A 19,145-nucleotide genomic window follows, 5' to 3' on the forward strand; every position below is an offset into this window, starting at 1 on the left:
CAGGCCAGTGGCTTGGTTGGGTTTATTCTGCCACCAACACTTCACATTGATAAAAAGCAGCTTGTTCTTGTGCCAAACAGGATTTCAATTTAGGTAACACCAGTTGCATTTTATCAAACAATGACCACGGCGGGTTGATCACCCATATGCCAGTTGCCGTCATGCCATATTCATCAGCATCTGCTTGCACAGCCAGTTCAAATTTTTGAATGTTTTTAATGCCACTTGCTGCCAACCTCCTTTCCATTTGTCTGATTCTTGCTCTCTGTACCACCGGATACCAAATGGCATAAGTACCCGTGGCAAATTTTTTATGGGACTTGATGACTGCATCAATGACCTGGTTGTATTCATTCTTGATTTCATAAGATGGGTCAATCAACACCACGCCCCTTCTTGAAGGTGGGGGCAACAATGACAACAAGCCTGTATAGCCATCTCTTTGCTTCACAACAAATCGAGCATCATTGGCAAAGTGCTTGTGCAATGTTTTAAAATCAGCTGGATGCAGTTCATGCAACCAAGCATGGTCTTGGCTTCTGAGAAAATGTTCAGCAATCACTGGAGACCCAGGATAACGAGTCAGTTGTTTAGCGTTCAAATCATGAATGACTGAAAAATAGCTGGCCAATTCTGGAAATTGCTGCTCATCAATAAGTGCAATCCCTGTTTTATATTCTTGAACCTTATTCGCAACGGCTGAATCCAATGCATACAAACCTGCACCCGCATGGGTATCGATATAAGTAAAAGGTTTATCCTTTTTGAGCAGGTGCTGCAAAATTTCCACCAAAACCACATGCTTCAAAACATCAGCGAAATTACCTGCATGGAAAGAATGTCTGTAACTGAGCATCAGCGCTCCTTCGTGTTATTGTTTACATTTTTCAACATTGTAGCAAATACCTTTGAATATTCAGTTTAACTTGGAAACCACATCCCGATGGTGGCCATAGCTATGCCAATCACCATCAACAAGGTGACGATGCAAAGCAAAGCAGCCACAAAGGCTTTGAACGAGCCGGACAAACTTGACTGGGCTTTGAAATACAACTCAGCAAGCAACAACGGAATGATCCACTGTGCAAAGGCCAAAAAGGTAACAAATGGGCCGGTGAATGTAGCTGGATCCATACCCGCCGGTCCTTGATTGATAAAAAACCACAGCATCATGCCAATCCTAAAAAACCAAACTGTGCTCACCACCAAAAACAGTCGGATGGCCCATCGTTTGTGGATCAAAAACTTTTTGGCTCGCGCATATTTATAGGCTTGAAAACCAAAAACAAGAATCAATAAACCAGATAAACTGAGCCCTACTTTTAAAGTCCAATCGCCAACGGTACCTGTGGTCCACATCAAATATAAACCGCTGGCAGACATCATCATCGCCACCATCAAATAAACCCGACCATTCCATCGATGGAATTTTGGAAAGGCATTTCTGATTTGTGGTATCAGCTGTACACAGCCGCTTAGGATGATCAAAGCAGCCAGCAACATGTGTGTGACAGAAGCCAAATTACTGCCCATCATTCCAGGCACATAACCATGGGTTAACTGCGTATTCCAGACATTCCATTGTCCTTGTGCAGCTGAAAGGTAGAAGGTTTTGAAGACATAAACCACAAAAATCAACTGCCCTATAAAAGTGACAACAAACCAAAAAACCGCGGAAACATTGAGGGTTTTTTGCGCCCAAGTTTTTCGATCCATTTTATCCTCTTTAATGTGTGATGTTTGGCTGATTATATGACACGAAAGCCAAGCCGCTGTGATTTAATTTTAAACTGTTTTAATGAACTCGCCCACAAAAAAAGCCAAGTTCAATACTTGGCTTTTTTCTTGTGCAATCAATGCTTGTTTTATTGACGAATGAAACGTCGTCCAAATACCAAAGCAATCAGGGCCAATAACAACAAACCGTAAATGCTTAAACTGGGAACAATCGGTGGAGGCGGCAAAGTACCATACATAACGAATGGAAAGCCTTGTTGTGTCGAAGTTCCACTGTCTAATTGGTCAAGATAGGTCACGCCACCATCTGTAGATTGCAAAGCATTGCCTGTAGTGGTCTCTCCATTGATGGTGATCGGAGGCGCCCATGGACCAGACGCACCAGTGCCATCAGACTGCCAATCTAACCAATAAGTGCCTGGTGACAAGGTGATGCCTACAGACACATTACTCACTGCAATTTGTCGATTGTTGGTGGTTCCTGTGGTCGTATCTGTCACCCTCAATATACCTGAATTCCCTGTAGAACTCATAAGATTGGTCGTGGTATCACCAAAAATAACTGTACTGCCTGGATCTCCTGGAATCCCATCCCATATTCTTAAATTAACAGCAGTAATGGTTGATGCCACTTCATTGGTTTGGTAGGCGTAGAAATCAATCGATTCAATCTCCCAATCTCCACCTGTCACAACAAAATCATCAGCAATCCTGTTGTCAAATGCCACTTGGTGCCCAGATCCTAAAGTATTCATACCAATATTACCTTGCAAGACACTTTCATCTTCGCCACCAATACCGGTACCCACACTGTTGACCAATGGACCGTTGTTGTAGATTTCGTTGGCTCCACCACCAAACACAACCACTGGAGCTGAAGCAAGCACGTCGCCGTTGCTGTTGACTGCATTACCTGTTGTCTCCGCAGTGTTTGCAAAAACGGCTGTACTCATGCCTGCTAAGGCCATTAGGATTAATTTTATTTTCACGAGTTCCCCCAAAATTGTTAATTAAAGTTAAATATCATTCGCCAAAGATGTTATTTGAACAGTTCCAGATAATCAACAATATATTGATGTAATAATTGAAATTTGCTGCAAAATGAATGTTTTGAGCAATGATTACATGAATCAGAGGTATTCAAGCGTATTAATTTGACAAAAAAAAGCCAAGCGTTCCTTGTGGGTGCCTGGCTTTAATAGCAAACAGTTATTGATTATTTGAATACTTTTTCTATCTCAATCACTGCAACTTGAGATGGCTTTAAATTCAGTTTGTAGTCTTGAATGATGACATCTTCAGCCATCAGACTGGCTGGTTTTTCTGAATTATATGTCATCGCAGATGTGGTTTCATTCAACAAACGGTCTTTCATGTCTGCACCGTCTTTGGTGATGAACACAAAGTGTATGTTGTCCATTTGTAAATGCTTTTTAATCACCGCATTGACTTGTTCAACCGTCAACGCATCCAAACCATTTTTCACCAAATCTACAAATCCTTCCGTGCCATAAAAACCACTGTCCATTTTATAACCCAGTACCCGATCTTGGCCTTTCAACAATAAGCCTGCATATTTTGACAAAAATGCTTTGGTGGCAGTGAACTGTTCTTCGGTCAAACCGTTGGCAATTAATTTTTCCAACTCATACATCGCTGTTCTGGTGGCAAAATGTGCATCGGTATTGCTGCGCAAGGGACGCAACCACACTTGGAAAATTTGCTCGCTACGACCCAAATTAGCGGCTGGTTGGGTTCTGTACATGCCACTTGGGAAGTATTCAATGTAGGCATAATCACCATAATTCATGCCACGCGCTTCGCGAATTCTTTGGTATAAAAATGAATTAGAGTTGCGGTGTTCACCCAAAAATGAACGAACCAACCACAAGGCCACCCAATCAGGGTGTGAACGGTTGACTTCGATCGGAAAACCAAATGACACGGCAGTCGGCATGGTCTGTTTTTCTACAATGCTCACATGTCGACCTGATAACTCAGGTGCTTTTCCAATAGCCACTTTTTCCACACCTTCGGCATTCAATTCATTGGTAATTCGATCCAGCATCATTTGCTTTTGTGCTGACGCCAAGTTTCCAGTGATGCCTACGTTCAAATTAGCTTGAGTCAATTGTTCATGATAAAAAGTTTTGACGTCATCTAATGTGATGCTGTTTAAATCATCGACATGACCTGCATTCAACGACTCATAGGGATGACCAGGATAAAGTTTTTGATACAAAACCTCTTTACCCAATTCTTCATCATTGTTTTGTTTCAAATCAGTTTGCACCGAATTGATTTGTTGGGTTTTCAGGCGGTTAAAGTCATCTTCACGAAATCCTGGGTTAAGTAAACTTTCCATCACTAGATCCAGCCACTCACTGGCTTTTTCACGATGAACTCGTCCTGACAATGAAATCATTTCCTTATCAACTTGTGAGGCAAAATAGGCCGCCATGGGTAACATGGCTTTCTTGATTTCTTTGATTGATTTGGTTGCAGAACCCCCTTGTGTGATCATCGATGCGGTCAACGCAGCCAAACCTTTTTTACCTGCAGGGTCTTGCGCGGCCCCGGTGTTGAATAAAAAGTTCACGTCAACAATGTCACTGGTATTGGTCATGTCAGTGACTTGGTATTGAGCGATTTTAGGCTCGCTGGCTGTGGCTACCAAAGCCGCCAAATCAAAATCATTATTGATGCTGTCGATGCTTTCATCTTGTGCCAATGTAACCATGATCCGGCCATCATCTACCAAATATTTATTGGCAGCCCATTTCACATCTGCTGCAGTGATTTGATCCAATTGAGCGTATTGTTGATTGATAAATTCTGGGTCACGATTGTATTGCACCACAGAGGCCAGCATATCAGCAATGGCTTCAGAGTTATCCAGAGCATTGGCGAAGCCGTAACGTGCTGCCGATTTGATGTCATTCAATTTACTGTTATCAGCCGTTTCTGATCGAGACCTGACAATCGTGTCTAACAAGGCTTGGTGAACTTCAGGATAATTTTCCTTGTCAGTTAAACGAGCCAATAAATATATCAAACCTGGATCCTTGCTGTCAGGGGTATAAAAATACAAGGCATCAACCAATTGTCTGTTGACCACCAAATCTTGATAGATGTCGGAGTTTTGACCAAAGTAAATTTGTCCTAACATGTCAATGGCTGCTTTGTCTTTGACCGTTGGATCAGCTGATGTACCTCTGAAAACCAAACCCAACATTGGCAAAGTTTCTGATTCCCATTGAATGTGGTGTGATTGGGTTCCCACCGCTGGTGGTTCTACTGGAATTTCCACACTGTAGTTGCCACGTTCCCAATCACCAAAATATTTTTCAACCAATGCATGTGATTCTTCTACATCCACATCACCAACAATGATAACGGCCGCTTTTTCAGGACGGTACCAACGATCGAAAAATTCCAAAGAATAATCCAATTGATTTGGCATGTCTTCAATGTCTTCCAGGAAACCCATGGTGGTGTGGCGGTAGGTGTGTTGAGTGAAGGCATTTTTACGCACAGTTTCGAACAACTGACTGAAGGGACTGGCACTGTTCTTCAGATACTCGCCTTTAACTGCCAACGCTTCTGTCTTGAATTGGGCTTCAGAAAACTTAAGGTTTTTAAAGCGATCTGCTTCCAACATCAACATGCGCTCTAAATCTTCATTGATAAAAGTCACATGGTAATTGGTGTAATCATCAGTGGTGTATGCATTTTGGTCAGCCCCCACTTCCTTTAACATCGCACCATATTCTTCCTGACTGTAGTTCTCAGTGCCACGAAACATCATGTGTTCAAAGAAATGAGCAAACCCAGATTTACCCGGCTCAACCTCGTTCCTTGAACCCGTTTGAATGGGCATTTGTAATGAAACCACACCAGGGTAGTCGGTTTTAACCACAATGACTTTCAAACCGTTAGAGAGTTCGCGCATGTCATATGGTTGGGTAAATACCCGTGAATCTGAATGTGCCATCGACTTGTTGTCATCATTGGCTGCTGTTTTGACCTGTTTACTTGGTGTACAAGCAAGCAAGGTCAACATTGATATGATTGAAAAAATTGTTCTCATGTTTCTGTACCCATGGTTTTAAATAATAGATGATCCTCTGCATTCAACACGCTCATAAAATGGATGCGGCAAATTCAGAAAGGTTTGGATTTTAACCCAATTCACGCCTCTTTTGGATAACGTATCGCAAATGAAAAAGTTACTGACCAAGCTTTTATTGTTATTTTGAATGAAACCGATGATTCACAATCGGTTATAATGGCGTTTTGATAAACATCTCTATAAACACCCATAATGAGCGAATTAAAACTCAACAAAGTTGTTGTCTATGGTTTAGGTGCCATGGGGCGGCCCATAGCAAGAAATTTAAAAGACCACGGTCTATTGATTGGGGTTAAAAACCGCACAGAAGGCAAATCATTGGCTTTGATGAACGAGTTAGACTTGCCTGAATTTGAAGATGATGAAGCACTGTTTTCTCAGGCCGACTGTGTTCTGACCTGCGTTTCAGCCGATGACGACCTGAAAGCTGTGGTCGATCATTTTATTGATTATTTGGCACCAGGCTCTGTGGTACTGGATTGTTCAACCGTCAGTCCAAACACGGCGCGAAGTTTGGCAGATGACTTGGCATCCAAAGGCATCAGCTTTATAGATGCACCCGTATCAGGCGGGGTTGAAGGTGCTAAAAAAGGCTCATTGTCTATTATGGTCGGCGCAGACCGCGAACAGTACAAACGAGCCTCCGATATTTTCGCCGCCATCGGCAGTCAAATCACTCACATGGGCCGAGTGGGACAAGGTCAAGCCACCAAAGCCGTCAACCAGGTGATGGTTGCAGGTGTTGCTCAAGCGGTCTGTTCAGCCTTGGCCATGGCAGAAAATTGTAATTTGGACATGAAAAAAGCCATCGAAGTACTCAGTGCTGGCGCTGCTGGCAATTGGTTTTTAGAAAACCGTGGTCACACCATGGTTAACAATGAATTCAATGTCGGGTTTAAATTGTGCTTGTTACACAAAGATTTAAAAATTTGTCAATCAACCATTCAAGAGATGGGCGCCACCATGCCATTGGTTGAAAGCAGTATTGAAGAATATGCACAATTGATGCAACAAGACCATGGTGATGAAGACATTTCATCATTAATCAGATTAAAACGTGAATTATTTCAACCATCAAAAGGTGATACTGATGACTGAAGAAACCACTCATTTTGGCTTTAAAAAAGTGGCCACTGAAGAAAAAGAAGCTTTGGTTGGTGAGGTATTTACTGCCGTAGCCGCTAAATATGATTTAATGAATGACATGATGTCCGGTGGTGTTCACCGATTATGGAAAAGACATTTTGTCGCCACCAGTGGCATCCACCAAGGTGATTTGGTACTGGATTTGGCAGGTGGTACTGGCGACATTGCGAAATTGCTGATGCCACAGATTGGCAAGCAAGGCAAAGTAATCATCGGCGACATCAATCAAGCCATGTTGGATGTGGGTAACGATCGCATGATTGATGCTGGCTTCATGGGACGATTTGAATGCATCCAGATGAATGCAGAAAAACTGCCCTTTGAAGACAATTCTATCGACGCCATCACCATGGCATTTGGTTTACGAAATGTCACCAACAAGCAACAAGCATTGAATGAAATGTACCGGGTGTTAAAACCCAGTGGCAAAGCGATGGTACTGGAGTTTTCTAAGGTCAACAGCAGTGTATTGAAAAAATTGTATCACTTTTATTCTTTCAAAATTTTACCTGAAATTGGGCATTTCGTTGCCAATGACCGAGACTCCTATCAATACTTAGTAGAATCCATTGAACAACACCCTGATCAAGAAACCTTGAAATCCATGTTTGAACGCGCAGGTTTGGAAATGTGTGGCTATGAAAATCTATCAGGCGGAATTGTGGCGATTCACCAAGGTTATAAATTATGACGACAAGCAATGACTCCCTTTTGTCACGAATCATGACTTCGGCGATTCAAAAGTTGATTCAATACGATCAAACTGCCATTAAAAAATTAAAACCATTGGCTGGCAAAAATGTGAAAATCATTATCCAGCCGATCAATCAATCCATCGTCTTGATGCTCAAGGAAGACACCATAGCAATCAGCACCAATGACGACATCGAGGTACACACCACCATCACTGGCAAGCCCTCCTCATTGTTTGCCATGAGCACCAACCAACACATTCCTGGTCTAGACGGCGTCACCATCAATGGCGATGCCACCACTGGGCAGTTTGTGGCAGACTTTCTGAAACAGCTGAGCCCAGATTGGGAAGAAGCCTGGTGTGACTTATTGGGTGAAGTTCCTGGTTACCACGTTGCCAGCATTTTAAAAGGTTTGACCACTGCTGGTAAAAGTTTTGCCAACAGCATCAAAAACAGCAGCAAAGAGTATTTGCTGGAAGAAAATCGAGAGCTGGTTTCACCGGCTGAAATGGATGCATTTTTAGATCAGGTGGATGACCTCAGTGCAGATGTAACCCATTTAGAAAGAAAAATACGCGAAATTCAAAAACGCAAAGTATGAATATATTCCGACTGCTTAAAATCACCCACACCCTGGCTGCTTATCGGGTCACCAACCTCATTCCTGCCAAAGGGATTCATTTTTTCAGCATGATTAACCTCTTGTCACCATTGGGTAAAAAAGGGCTGAAGCAGATGACTGATGGCCAAAGGGTGCGAGGTGCACTTGAATCCTTGGGACCCATTTTTATTAAACTGGGCCAAACATTATCCACCCGCCCAGATTTAATTCCCGTGGGCATTGCCCAAGCATTGGAAAAATTACAAGACGATGTAGAGCCCATCAGTTGGGAACAAGCCAAAAGTGTGGTTCAAGCTCAATTACCCAGGAACCTGTTGGATGACTTTGCTCATGTGGACGAACAGCCTTTGGCTTCAGCATCCATTGCACAAGTACATGCTGCCACTTTAAAAAATGGCGCCGACGTGGTGATCAAAGTATTGCGGCCTGGTATCGGCAAAAAAATCAAACGTGACATTGAACTGATGCAAGCTGTGGCCGCTTTGGCCAAAAAACACCTGAATCCTGGCGTCCAAGTTGATCCCACTGAAATTGTTGCTGAATTTGAAAAAACCATTTATGACGAACTGGATTTACAACGAGAAGCTGCCAATGCATCGGTCTTAAGGAAAAATTTCAAAAATTCGAAAGACATCTATATACCAGCCATTCATTGGGACTATTGCAAAGAACAAGTCATGGTTCAAGAACGCATCCATGGCATTTCAATCAAAGATTTTGCTGGCCTTAAAGCCGCCAACATCAATTTTGAAAAATTAGCTGAGAAAGGCATCAAGATTTTTTACACCCAGGTCTTCAGGGATAATTTTTTCCATGCAGACATGCACCCTGGCAACATTTTCATCAGCAAAGAAAATCCAGAAGACCCACAAATCATGTTATTGGACTTTGGTATCTGTGGCTCCCTACCCAAAGGTCATCGGGTTGATTTAGCCAATAACTTCATGGCTTTTTTCAACCAAGATTACCGCCGTGTGGCTGAATTACACATTGAGGCTGGTTGGGTACCTGCTGATACCAACCTGGAAGATTTGGAATCGGCCACAAGAACCATATGCGAGCCATATATGGCCAGACCCATTGAAGAAATTTCTTTCGGCGAGGTGATGCTTAAAACTTTTCAAATGGCCAAAAGGTTCAAACTCATCATCCAGCCTGAATTGATACTGTTACAGAAAACCCTGTTAAACATAGAAGGCATCGGTCGGCAGTTGTACCCACAGTTGGATATCTGGCAAATTTCAGAGCCAATATTGCGTGACATCATGAAAGCCCATTATGGCCCAGAACAATCAATCAACAAAATCAAGGAAAACTTACCCAAATGGATTGAACAAGCCGCTGAAACACCGATGCTGTTACATCAATTATTGAGCCAACAAGTCAAACCATTGCCCAGACACTTGAAAATGACCCAACAAGCAGAACAACTGGCCAAATTGAACGAAAGCAAAAAGAACCGCTATACCCTGTTAACAGTAGGCGGCTTAATCACCACTGCCCTGCTTTACAGTCTTGACGAAACCGGCACTTGGTTCAGCTGGACACCCAACTCTGCATTGATTGCAGCCACTGTAACAAGCTGGTTTTATTGGAAATCAGTCAGGTAAGTTTTTTATTGCGGGTATTACATGACCAGATTTACGGACACAGAGCGAATGACCATGGCATCGAACTGACACGTTTTAACTGTTGGGTACAGTTCAGTTCCTAGCAACCTCAAATGATTTGAATTACTTTTCAGCCCAAAGTATAAATTAAGCCAAATCAAACCACATAGAAATTTACCGCACTGATCATCATCGGATTGTAATTGCGTTGTTGAACACATGAGTTAATTGCTATGAACTTTGATGGTTATTCATCCTAACAATCATTTTTCGACAGGCCGCTGCATGCTCGGCATATTTCGGATACTCATCAAGTGCATCTGCTAACATTGACAAGGCTGGAACCAGGTCTTTAAAATCCGGGTGTTTTTTGTGAATACCATGCAATAATTTAATCACAGTTTGGTGATCATTTTGGGCGAAACAGGCTTGAGAAATCACCCATTTCAATGGTGCTTCAGTCGCCTCAAACTCAGGCATCCTTAGTTTCAACCTTTTGTAGCTGCTACTGATCATATCAGAACGGCCATGTGTTTCTAATAACTCAAAATATTTCGGCAGAAAAGCAGTGATGACATCTTGCTTATTGGTGGCTAACAGGAATTCAAAAAAACGTGTATTCAATAACAAGTTATCACCGTTGACCTGTAACTGTTCTTGGAACAGTTGAGTGGCTTCAACGAAGTCAGCTTCTTTGATTAAGGTAGAAATTTTTGCCATCGCAATGGCTTGGCTGCCGCGCCTTTTATTCGAACCATCTTGTAAGCGTGCACTGAATCCCAAGGCACTTTGGTATTGGAAAACCATATAACCCATCAAGTGATGCAACACAATCAAGTAATAAAATGTCACAGCATACAAAAAGACAGAATCAAGACTCGATGGTACCCATAACACCAATTGGTAAAGTACCGCTATGGATCCTGACATGATCAAGATAAACCCTAAGATCAAGCCATAAGGCAGGCCAATTGAGTTTACCAACCTGATGATATTGACTGGATTTAGGGATTCAAACATATTGTCCGAAACTGCATAGTTAATGATGATGGCAGGGAATGACAGTGTCACCAACAACGCCGTCAAACCACCCATGGCTGGACCCATATAGGTGTCGGACAAATGAACCAACAAGCCGGTGATAAACAACATCAAGATCAGCACCAACATTTTCTTGAAACCACCTTCATAAGCTTCGGTGACATCTGGCGGCTTCATGTAGCCATCGGCCGTATGACTTAAACAACTCAAGCAATATTTAAAGACCGTACCGAACAAAGCCAAATAAATCAAAAGTGGGAAAGGTAGGTAAATGGCCACCGAGCTCAAAATTGATAAGACAGTTATAAATACCAAAGATTGGGTAGCCAATGGGTATCTAAAGCTTTGTTGTAGCCGCCGCCAAAATGGTTCTATGTTTCCTGGCCCCAGCGTATCAAGCTGTCGATTGCATTGAAAACATCGTGGTACTGGGTTGTACCGAGAGTCATCTACGCACTGATCACAACTGTTGGTTTCACAAATGGCACAAAAATAAGTGCCTGGCTCCAATGGATGGTATTTACAGGCCTGTTCCATCAGCTCAACTCCTTGGCAAGATTCATGTACTTTTCAGTTTCGAGTCGATTATCAAGTTGTTTGAATACCGATGAAATTTTCTTCGCCAACACATTCAATGAATGGTGCTTGTTTTCCGCTTGGTACATTTGTTCAAACAAATATATCGCATGTTCTATGTATTCTGGAACTGTGATGAAATGCCATGCCAACTTGTATTGGGCCTCAGTCTCAAGCTGCTTATCACCCTTAGACAGTCCTTGCCAAACCTTTTCAATTTTCGACACTTGTTGCTTGTTGGGTCGTGAACCATTGATGATTTGATTGAAGTAACTTTGTGCTTGTTCAGGCTTCACAGCACGCAATAATTTATATTTTAAAATCTTCAAGTTAAAATCTGCACCAAATGCAGCAATGTGTTCGTCCAATTGATTCAAAGCTGAATCAAATTTAAATTTATCCATGCTTTGATACAATTCTTGTAGACTCAACTGTACTGGTGTGGCCGTTTGATCTTGTTCGATGTATTCATGATTCAAGGTTTCAGGTTTGCGCCAAACCACCAAGCCAATCAACACAGCACCCGTCACAAAGCCACCGACATGCGCCATAAAAGCCACATTGGCTTCTGGTTGTGTCCACAGCGATATCAATTCATTACCAATGTAAAAGGGCAAAATAAACAATGCCGGTGCACGAAAATATCCCACAAACACAAAAAACCAATAGAAGAATTCTATTTTTCTCAACCTAAAGATACCCAAGTACATCGCCATCACACCTGAAACCGCACCCGATGCCCCGATCAATGGGGTGCTGCTGTTCAAGTCCATCAAAGCTTGCGCCAAACCACCGCCAACACCGGTCAGAAGATAGAACAGTATGAACTTTTTGTGACCCAGACTGGCTTCAACGGCAAAACCACAAATGATCAGAAAAAACATATTGCCAATCAAGTGCATCGTGCCACCATGGAGAAATTGGTGGGTGATCAGTGAAGTAATTTGGATGTCATTGGCAATCAGGCCGTGTTTTTTATAACTGACTTCAAACATCAATTCATGCATGTGCTCGCGTTGATACAACCAATACTCGTGGTAGCCTGGTTCGAATAGTTCCTCACCATGTTCCGACATGTAGACATAAAAGGGCTCATCTTGCAGGATAAAAGCCGCAGCATATCCGTTGTTTCTCATGCGCTCCATTTCTTTAAACAAAGCTATTTTTTCAGCATCACCACCCTGTTCAAGAAAGTCGCGATAATGAGGCAACTCTTTTTGGTAAATGCCCTCACCCACATAGATTCTGAGGGCTTCTTCAAAATGATCAGAGTCACCTGTTTGGTAAGCATAAAAGACCAAAACATTGATAATCACAATAACAAACAACGCAAGCGGTGCATTTTGCCAATCAAAACGCTTTTCTGTAGGGACAATAATCATGGCTGAATCATGGCTGTAGGCTGAAGTGCCTTAAGTTTAACTGAGACCTTAATCTGATTCAAATGTTTGCGCTTCTGTGCCAAACAATGACACATTAACTGATGACACCACTTAAACTCTTGACATCAATCAAGGTCAGCTTGGTTTCTAGTTGTTATAATAAACGGCATTGAAACTGTGGAATTTATCATGTCTTTGTACCAAAACACCCTCGTGGCCATCGATCCCTGTGCGGATTCAGATGATTTGATTCGTAAGGCCATTGCGATAACCGATGAAAAGGCCCACATCACCTTAATTCATGTGATGGAAATCATGTGTGCATTACCCACAGCGCCTTATGCACCCGTTGTGATAGACACCAGTCAAATCGAATCACAAGTCAAAGCAGCCGCAGTCAACCATTTAAAAGACTTGATTGCAAAACATCAATTGACCGAGGGTTCCTACCAAATTCTTTCGGGCAGTACCGCCGCTGAAATTAAAAAACATGCCGAAGAACAACAAAGTGATGCCATTGTCATTGGATCGCATGGCCGACATGGGTTCGGTTTGTTATTGGGCTCGACATCAAGCGGTGTCATCCATGGCTGCGGTTGTGATGTGTTGGTGGTGCGTCTTAAAACATGATATTTGGCTGAACCATGGCACAGTGGGCATTGGTCATATTTTCAGGTAGAATGTAGCCTCTTTAATCAGTAATCCAATCAGCTTTGACAGCCATTAAAATTGCCAGTTATAACATCCATCGTGCCATTGGTATAGATCGCAAGTTTGCCCCCAATCGGATTGTTAAAATCCTTGAAGCTTTGGATGCCGATATTGTGCTCCTACAAGAAGTCGACGAAGGAGTCCCCAGGTCCAATGAACTCAATCTGGCGGAGGTACTGGCCACTGAATGTGATTACCCCTATTTCGCCCTCAGTCACAATGTGACTTTGAAAAAAGGCCAATACGGCAATGCCACATTAAGTCGATTCCCCATCATCAAACAAAGTAACATTGACTTAACCATCGATGGCAAAAAAAAGCGTGGCTGTCAACACACCACCATCCAAATCAGCGAATCCAAAACCGATTACCAATTTTTAGAAGTGTTTAATTTACATTTAGGACTTTCTGCCAAAGAACGTCAGAAACAAGCAGGCAAATTGTTTAAATCAAAGGAATTCACTAAAATTAACAGTCAGCAGCCTTGTGTCATTGGTGGTGATTTCAATGACTGGCGCTCCATGTTGCGGGCTTTGTTTATCATTGGCAAAGACTTTCAATGCGCCACCGACAGAACCACTTTAAGGGGCAATGAAACCGCCCTAAAAACATTCCCTTCGTTTGCGCCTCGCGGCGGCTTGGATCGAATTTATTACCGAGGGAAAATGACTTGTCACCACATCAGTACGACCAAAATGAACCTGGCCAAGGTGGCCAGTGATCATTTACCTGTATTGGGTTTATTTGAGGTCGAAAAATAATCAGTCCGATTGGCATTAATTAATCGAATATCACTTTAAATGGTCTTGGCTGACCCTATAATACCCTTTATTATTTATCACTGTTGGATGCAATTTATGAGCAAAGAAATCGCAATATTAGCTGGAGGCTGTTTTTGGGGCATGCAAGACTTGATTCGGAAAATGGGTGGAGTCACATCAACACGCGTTGGATACACCGGTGGTGATGTAGAAAATGCCACTTATCGCAACCATGGCAGTCATGCCGAAGCGATTGAAATAGAATTTGACAATGAGGTCATAAGTTACCGTGAGATATTGGCTTTTTTCTTCCAAATCCACGATCCAACAACGGTAGACAGACAAGGCAATGATTTGGGTGAGTCATATCGTTCTGAAATTTTCTACACCCATGATGCACAAAAAACGATGGCAGAAAAAACCATAAAAGACGTTGATGCATCTGGATTATGGCCAGGTAAAGTGGTGACAAAAATTTCCGCGGCTGGCGACTTCTGGGAAGCAGAACCGGAACACCAAGATTATTTGGAAAGACTGCCCAATGGTTATACCTGTCATTTTGCCCGACCTGACTGGGTTTTACCCAGTATAGATTGATGTCAATGACAGCCCCTAGCCACATTCATCAATCACCACAACAATGAACCAGACCTTTGATGCACTGTTTCCAACTTTAAATACTGTATCAGCACACGGTCTTATACGCCAAGCACCTGAAGATTTTATGGTGTTTGAACACAATGAACTCAATTTCACCGAAAGTGGTGAACATTTATGGTTAAAAGTTGAAAAAGTAAATTGTAATACTGCTTGGGTAGCCACACAAATATCAAGTGCTTGTAAAGTACCAGCCAGACAAGTGGGCTTTGCTGGTCTCAAAGACCGGCATGCCATCACCCAACAATGGTTCAGTGTTCAATTGCCTAAAATCAGTGATTTGGCTGTCATTCAAGCCAAGTTACCTGCTGAAGTAAAAATCATTGAATGTCATTGGCACAAAAGTAAAATCAAAACCGGATTTCTGACCTATAATGAATTCAAATTACGTGTCAGAGGAATTTCCTCAGGTCAAAATCAAATAGAAGAAAACATTGAAGCCGTTCAATTGCAGGGTGTTCCCAATTATTTTGGGCCACAAAGGTTTGGCCATGACATGAACAACATCGAACAAGCCAAAGATTGGTTTGCAGGGAAAATCAAAGTCAACAATAAAAACCTGCGCGGCTTGCTCATTTCCACGGCTCGCAGCCACATATTCAACTTGATTGTCGCCCACCGAATTAACAACCAAACTTGGCATCAAGTCATCCCCGGTGATGTCTTACAATTGAATGCAAGTCATTCTTGGTTTCCAGCACATGAGGCAACCACAGATGAGCTTGCAAGACGCCTGAGTGCTTTTGACCTACACATCACTGCGGCCATGTGGGGCGAGGATCCTGTACAAAGTACCGACCAGTGTGCCGCTATTGAAAATCAGATTGCCAAAACTCAAGCTGACTATCAAGCGGGATTCACCACCCACCGAGTCAAACAAGACCGACGTGCCATCCGCATCCACCCCAAGGAAATGACCCATCAATGGGATGGCAATGACCTGCTGATTGGCTTTAAACTTCAAGCAGGTGCCTATGCCACCAGCATCCTACGAGAAGTACTACAAATAGCACACGATTTTTAAGCCGTAAACGCAAATATAATTGGCTAATTTTTGATTTATAGGTTACCTTCCGCAATTGATTCATAGCAACATTTTCATGTGCCTTTCACGGGCAGTCTGTTATGGTCAAAACACATTTTTTAGCGGAGAAAAAAATGCAGTTAAAATTGATTTTACCCTTGGCATTTGCCATGACAACCATCACGCTACCAGCCTTTGCTGACCGTGATGCCAGTAACAAAGCCATCAACCAAGCCAAAGTCTTGATTGAATCGGCAGAAAGAAACGGTGCTTCTATGCACGCCTCTTTTTTACTTAAATCATCACGTGATAATTTAAATAAAGCGATGATGCAATTGGATAAAAGGGATTGGGTCGAAGCAGAAGTTTCTGCCAAGATGGCTCAGCGTGATGCCGAAGTTGCCGATGCCAAATCACAAGCTGCCAAAGCAGAAAAATCTTACACTGATTTAAAAGCTTCGGTAGATATTCTGAAAGCAGAATTGGACAGAAAAAGGAGCATGCAATGAAACATTTAAGCAGAACCGTATCGATTGTGGTCATTTGCGTCTTGATGGCAGCCTGTGCCTCTACACCCAAAATGGATCCACGAGTCACAGCATTGGAAAATCAACTCAGTGATTTGATGTCAAACAGTGAATTGGCCAGTCGCGGTGGAGATGAATTAAAAAATGCCCAACGAGCCATGAACCAATTAAAAGCCAATTTTGATGACATGGATGACGAAGATTTAACTTACGCTGTCTATGCCACTGATCGTTTGATTGAATTGGCAAAATACACCGCACAAGCCCGATGGTTTGATGATCGACGTGAAATGTTGGTAGAAGAACAAAGCAAATTGGTGTTAGAAGCCAGAACGTTGGAAGCTGACTTAGCCACGGCCAGAGCGATGAAAGCCAATGCCAGTGCCGAAGCCGCGCAAGAGCAGAAAGCCATGGCATTGAAAGAAGCCGAAGCTGCACGCATGATGCGTGATGAAGCCTTGATGGCTGCACAATTTGCTGAAGAGCAAAAACAATTGGCACTTGATGCACGTGCAGAAGCCGAGGCACTGAAAGCCCAAGCTGAAGCCGCTGCTACATCAGCGTTAAGTGAAGCTGAAAAAGCCAAGCTAATGGCCGCAGCCGAAGCTGCCAAAGCCGAAGCAGCGATTGCTGAAGCGGCGGCTGCCAAAGCCGCAATGCAGCAACTTGAAACAGAGTTGACTGAATTGAAAGCCAAGCAAACTGACCGAGGGTTGGTGATTACCTTGGGCGACGTATTGTTTGAATTTAATCAAGCTGATCTGGTTAACGGCGCAGCAAGAAACCTTGATCCATTGGTTAAAGCTTTGAACAAAGACATGGATCAAAAAGTAATCGTTGAGGGCCATACTGATAACATCGGTAGTCAAGCCTACAACCTGAGTTTGTCAGAAAAAAGAGCCAACTCAGTCAAAGCTTACTTGGTCAGTCAAGGCATAGACGGTAACAGAATTTCAACCCAGGGTCTGGGATTTGAATTTCCAGTGGCTAACAACCAAACCAACGAAGGGCGTCAGCAAAACAGACGCGTTGAGATTATATTGCCGCAAGACGAGCAGTAATTCCCTTTTGTAGGCAAATAAAAAGCCGTTGTGGGTTTTCCCACAACGGCTTTTTAAATTTTGTCTTATTGAGTTAACCATCTAAACAACTCAAGTTACAAGCTATATCAGCCTTTTCCCTTAGTTTTGGTGCGATGTGGTTTGGCCGTTTTTTCAATAAAATCAATGATCATACCAGCCACATCTTTACCCGTGGCTTTCTCAATGCCTTCCAACCCAGGAGAAGAATTGACTTCCATCACCACTGGACCACGAGACGACCTTAAAATATCTACACCAGCCACATTGAGGCCCATTATTTGAGCTGCATTAACAGCGGTTTTTCTTTCAGCAGGTGACAACTTAACCAAAGTGGCTGAACCACCGCGATGTAAATTAGACCTGAACTCTCCCTCTGCCCCTTGACGTTTCATGGCTGCAACCACTTTTCCACCGACCACAAAACACCGAATATCAGCACCACCGGCTTCTTTGATAAATTCTTGCACCATGATATTGGCGTTTAAGCCCAAAAAGGCCTCAATCACCGATTCTGCTGCTTTTTTGGTTTCAGCCAATACCACACCAATCCCTTGTGTTCCCTCTAACAATTTGATGACCAAAGGAGCGCCGCCCACCATTTTGATTAAATCTTGAATATCATCTGGTGAATTGGCAAACCCAGTGATTGGCATTCCAATGCCTTTGCGAGACAATAATTGTAAAGAACGCAATTTATCTCGTGAACGCGAAATCGCCACACTTTCATTCACTGGATAAACCCCAATCATTTCTAACTGCCTTAAAACAGCGGTTCCATAGAAGGTAACGGAAGCCCCAATTCGGGGGATAACGGCATCATAAACCGGTAAATCTTCACCCCGATAATGCAAAGTGGGGCTGCTCGATGAAATGTTCATATAACAGCGCAAATGATCGAGCACCCTGACTTCATGCCCCCTGCTTTGAGCGGCTTCAACCAATCGCTTGGTTGAGTACAGTCTAGAGTTTCTTGACAATATGGCTATTTTCATGATTTTTTATTTCCTTTGGTTTTTGTTGTAAGGTGTGATTTCTGAGGTACCACAACCATGTCGTGCATGGCTTGACGACCCAGTAACATCCTGAATTTCATTTTACGTCTACAGACCAATGTCAATTCAATATGACGTTTGATACCACCAATCACCAAAGGCGTTTCAATCACAATGCGTTCTGATTTATGTCCGTTGGAACTGGTAATGGTTCTTTGGTCTTTAACTGGCATTTCACAATCAATGGTCGTGTCATCGTCATCTTGATGTGGTGCCAAGGTAAATTTAACCCATTGTTTACGGCCTTTGAGAAATAATTTATTGCTCAAAGTGTGAATGGCGCTGGTTTTAGCGCCCGTATCTATCTTAACATGGATTCGTTCCACGCCAAGTTCTGGTAAAGCGGCATATTCTTTCCAGCCAACCTTCATTGTATTTTTATCTGTCATA

18 protein-coding genes are annotated in these 19,145 nt (G+C 42.7%); 10 read left to right on the forward strand and 8 right to left on the reverse strand.

Translation table 11 applies throughout. The features are described 5' to 3' along the window. Positions 1-22: 22 nt before the first annotated feature. The 4 genes from CCS90_RS08670 to CCS90_RS08685 all read right to left on the reverse strand — a co-directional run bounded on the left by CCS90_RS08670 (position 23) and on the right by CCS90_RS08685 (position 5,827). Complete coding sequence (locus CCS90_RS08670) at positions 23-856, reverse strand: 23S rRNA (adenine(2030)-N(6))-methyltransferase RlmJ (protein ID WP_099019143.1); 834 nt, start codon at positions 854-856, stop codon at positions 23-25. 65 nt (positions 857-921) lie between these two features. Next, entirely contained in the window at positions 922-1,716 is a 795-nt protein-coding gene (locus CCS90_RS08675) for a DUF2306 domain-containing protein (RefSeq protein WP_099019144.1), read from the reverse strand. Positions 1,717-1,865: 149 nt separating this feature from the next. Then, positions 1,866-2,726 (reverse strand): hypothetical protein, encoded by an 861-nt coding sequence (locus tag CCS90_RS08680; protein WP_133566456.1) that lies wholly within the window; start codon positions 2,724-2,726, stop codon positions 1,866-1,868. Positions 2,727-2,953: 227 nt separating this feature from the next. Then, on the reverse strand, positions 2,954-5,827 hold the full coding sequence (locus CCS90_RS08685; RefSeq protein ID WP_099019146.1) for a M16 family metallopeptidase: 2,874 nt from the start codon (positions 5,825-5,827) through the stop codon (positions 2,954-2,956). Positions 5,828-6,061: 234 nt separating this feature from the next. Between CCS90_RS08685 and CCS90_RS08690 the strand changes: the two genes are divergently transcribed. The 4 genes from CCS90_RS08690 to ubiB are packed head-to-tail and all read left to right on the forward strand — an operon-like array spanning position 6,062 to position 9,942. Next, complete coding sequence (locus CCS90_RS08690; protein ID WP_099019147.1) at positions 6,062-6,967, forward strand: NAD(P)-dependent oxidoreductase; 906 nt, start codon at positions 6,062-6,064, stop codon at positions 6,965-6,967. Continuing rightward, positions 6,960-7,706, forward strand: a complete 747-nt coding sequence (gene ubiE, locus CCS90_RS08695; RefSeq protein WP_099019148.1) for a bifunctional demethylmenaquinone methyltransferase/2-methoxy-6-polyprenyl-1,4-benzoquinol methylase UbiE — start codon at positions 6,960-6,962, stop codon at positions 7,704-7,706. The genes CCS90_RS08690 and ubiE overlap by 8 nt, the downstream gene beginning before the upstream one ends. Further along, the gene (locus tag CCS90_RS08700; protein WP_099019149.1) at positions 7,703-8,311 is read left to right on the forward strand and encodes a ubiquinone biosynthesis accessory factor UbiJ; all 609 of its coding nucleotides are present in this window, start codon (positions 7,703-7,705) and stop codon (positions 8,309-8,311) included. The genes ubiE and CCS90_RS08700 overlap by 4 nt, the downstream gene beginning before the upstream one ends. Beyond that, entirely contained in the window at positions 8,308-9,942 is a 1,635-nt protein-coding gene (gene ubiB / locus CCS90_RS08705) for a 2-polyprenylphenol 6-hydroxylase (RefSeq protein WP_099019150.1), read from the forward strand. Before CCS90_RS08700 ends, ubiB begins: the two co-directional genes overlap by 4 nt. Positions 9,943-10,173: 231 nt before the next feature. Here ubiB and CCS90_RS08710 read toward each other — a convergent pair whose 3' ends face one another. Next, positions 10,174-11,520: a hypothetical protein gene (locus CCS90_RS08710; RefSeq protein ID WP_099019151.1), complete on the reverse strand. Its 1,347-nt coding sequence runs from the start codon at positions 11,518-11,520 to the stop codon at positions 10,174-10,176. After that, on the reverse strand, positions 11,520-12,941 hold the full coding sequence (locus tag CCS90_RS08715) for a rhomboid family intramembrane serine protease (RefSeq protein WP_099019152.1): 1,422 nt from the start codon (positions 12,939-12,941) through the stop codon (positions 11,520-11,522). The genes CCS90_RS08710 and CCS90_RS08715 overlap by 1 nt, the downstream gene beginning before the upstream one ends. 177 nt (positions 12,942-13,118) lie before the next feature. On the opposite strand from CCS90_RS08715, the gene CCS90_RS08720 reads away from it, so the two are divergent. The 6 genes from CCS90_RS08720 (at position 13,119) to CCS90_RS08745 (ending at position 17,682) form a co-directional block, all read left to right on the forward strand. Next, on the forward strand, positions 13,119-13,571 hold the full coding sequence (locus tag CCS90_RS08720) for a universal stress protein (RefSeq protein ID WP_257205616.1): 453 nt from the start codon (positions 13,119-13,121) through the stop codon (positions 13,569-13,571). 83 nt (positions 13,572-13,654) lie between these two features. After that, the gene (locus CCS90_RS08725; protein ID WP_246027000.1) at positions 13,655-14,413 is read left to right on the forward strand and encodes an endonuclease/exonuclease/phosphatase family protein; all 759 of its coding nucleotides are present in this window, start codon (positions 13,655-13,657) and stop codon (positions 14,411-14,413) included. 96 nt (positions 14,414-14,509) lie between these two features. Continuing rightward, positions 14,510-15,010: a peptide-methionine (S)-S-oxide reductase MsrA gene (gene msrA, locus CCS90_RS08730; RefSeq protein ID WP_099019154.1), complete on the forward strand. Its 501-nt coding sequence runs from the start codon at positions 14,510-14,512 to the stop codon at positions 15,008-15,010. Between the two features lie 43 nt (positions 15,011-15,053). Beyond that, positions 15,054-16,094, forward strand: coding sequence for a tRNA pseudouridine(13) synthase TruD (gene truD / locus CCS90_RS08735; protein WP_099019155.1), 1,041 nt, complete (start codon positions 15,054-15,056; stop codon positions 16,092-16,094). Between the two features lie 134 nt (positions 16,095-16,228). Beyond that, positions 16,229-16,603 carry a DUF4398 domain-containing protein gene (locus CCS90_RS08740; RefSeq protein ID WP_162846774.1) on the forward strand — a complete coding sequence of 125 codons (375 nt, stop codon included), beginning with the start codon at positions 16,229-16,231 and terminating at the stop codon, positions 16,601-16,603. Next, entirely contained in the window at positions 16,600-17,682 is a 1,083-nt protein-coding gene (locus CCS90_RS08745; protein WP_099019157.1) for an OmpA family protein, read from the forward strand. Before CCS90_RS08740 ends, CCS90_RS08745 begins: the two co-directional genes overlap by 4 nt. A gap of 107 nt (positions 17,683-17,789) precedes the next feature. On the opposite strand, the gene rimK is transcribed toward CCS90_RS08745, so the two are convergent. Beyond that, entirely contained in the window at positions 17,790-18,695 is a 906-nt protein-coding gene (gene rimK / locus CCS90_RS08750) for a 30S ribosomal protein S6--L-glutamate ligase (RefSeq protein WP_099019158.1), read from the reverse strand. Further along, positions 18,692-19,144: an ATP-dependent zinc protease family protein gene (locus CCS90_RS08755; RefSeq protein ID WP_099019159.1), complete on the reverse strand. Its 453-nt coding sequence runs from the start codon at positions 19,142-19,144 to the stop codon at positions 18,692-18,694. Before CCS90_RS08755 ends, rimK begins: the two co-directional genes overlap by 4 nt. Position 19,145 lies beyond the last annotated feature (1 nt).

It is taken from the genome of Marinicella litoralis (genome assembly GCF_002591915.1).
Classification (GTDB): Bacteria; Pseudomonadota; Gammaproteobacteria; order Xanthomonadales; family Marinicellaceae; genus Marinicella; species Marinicella litoralis.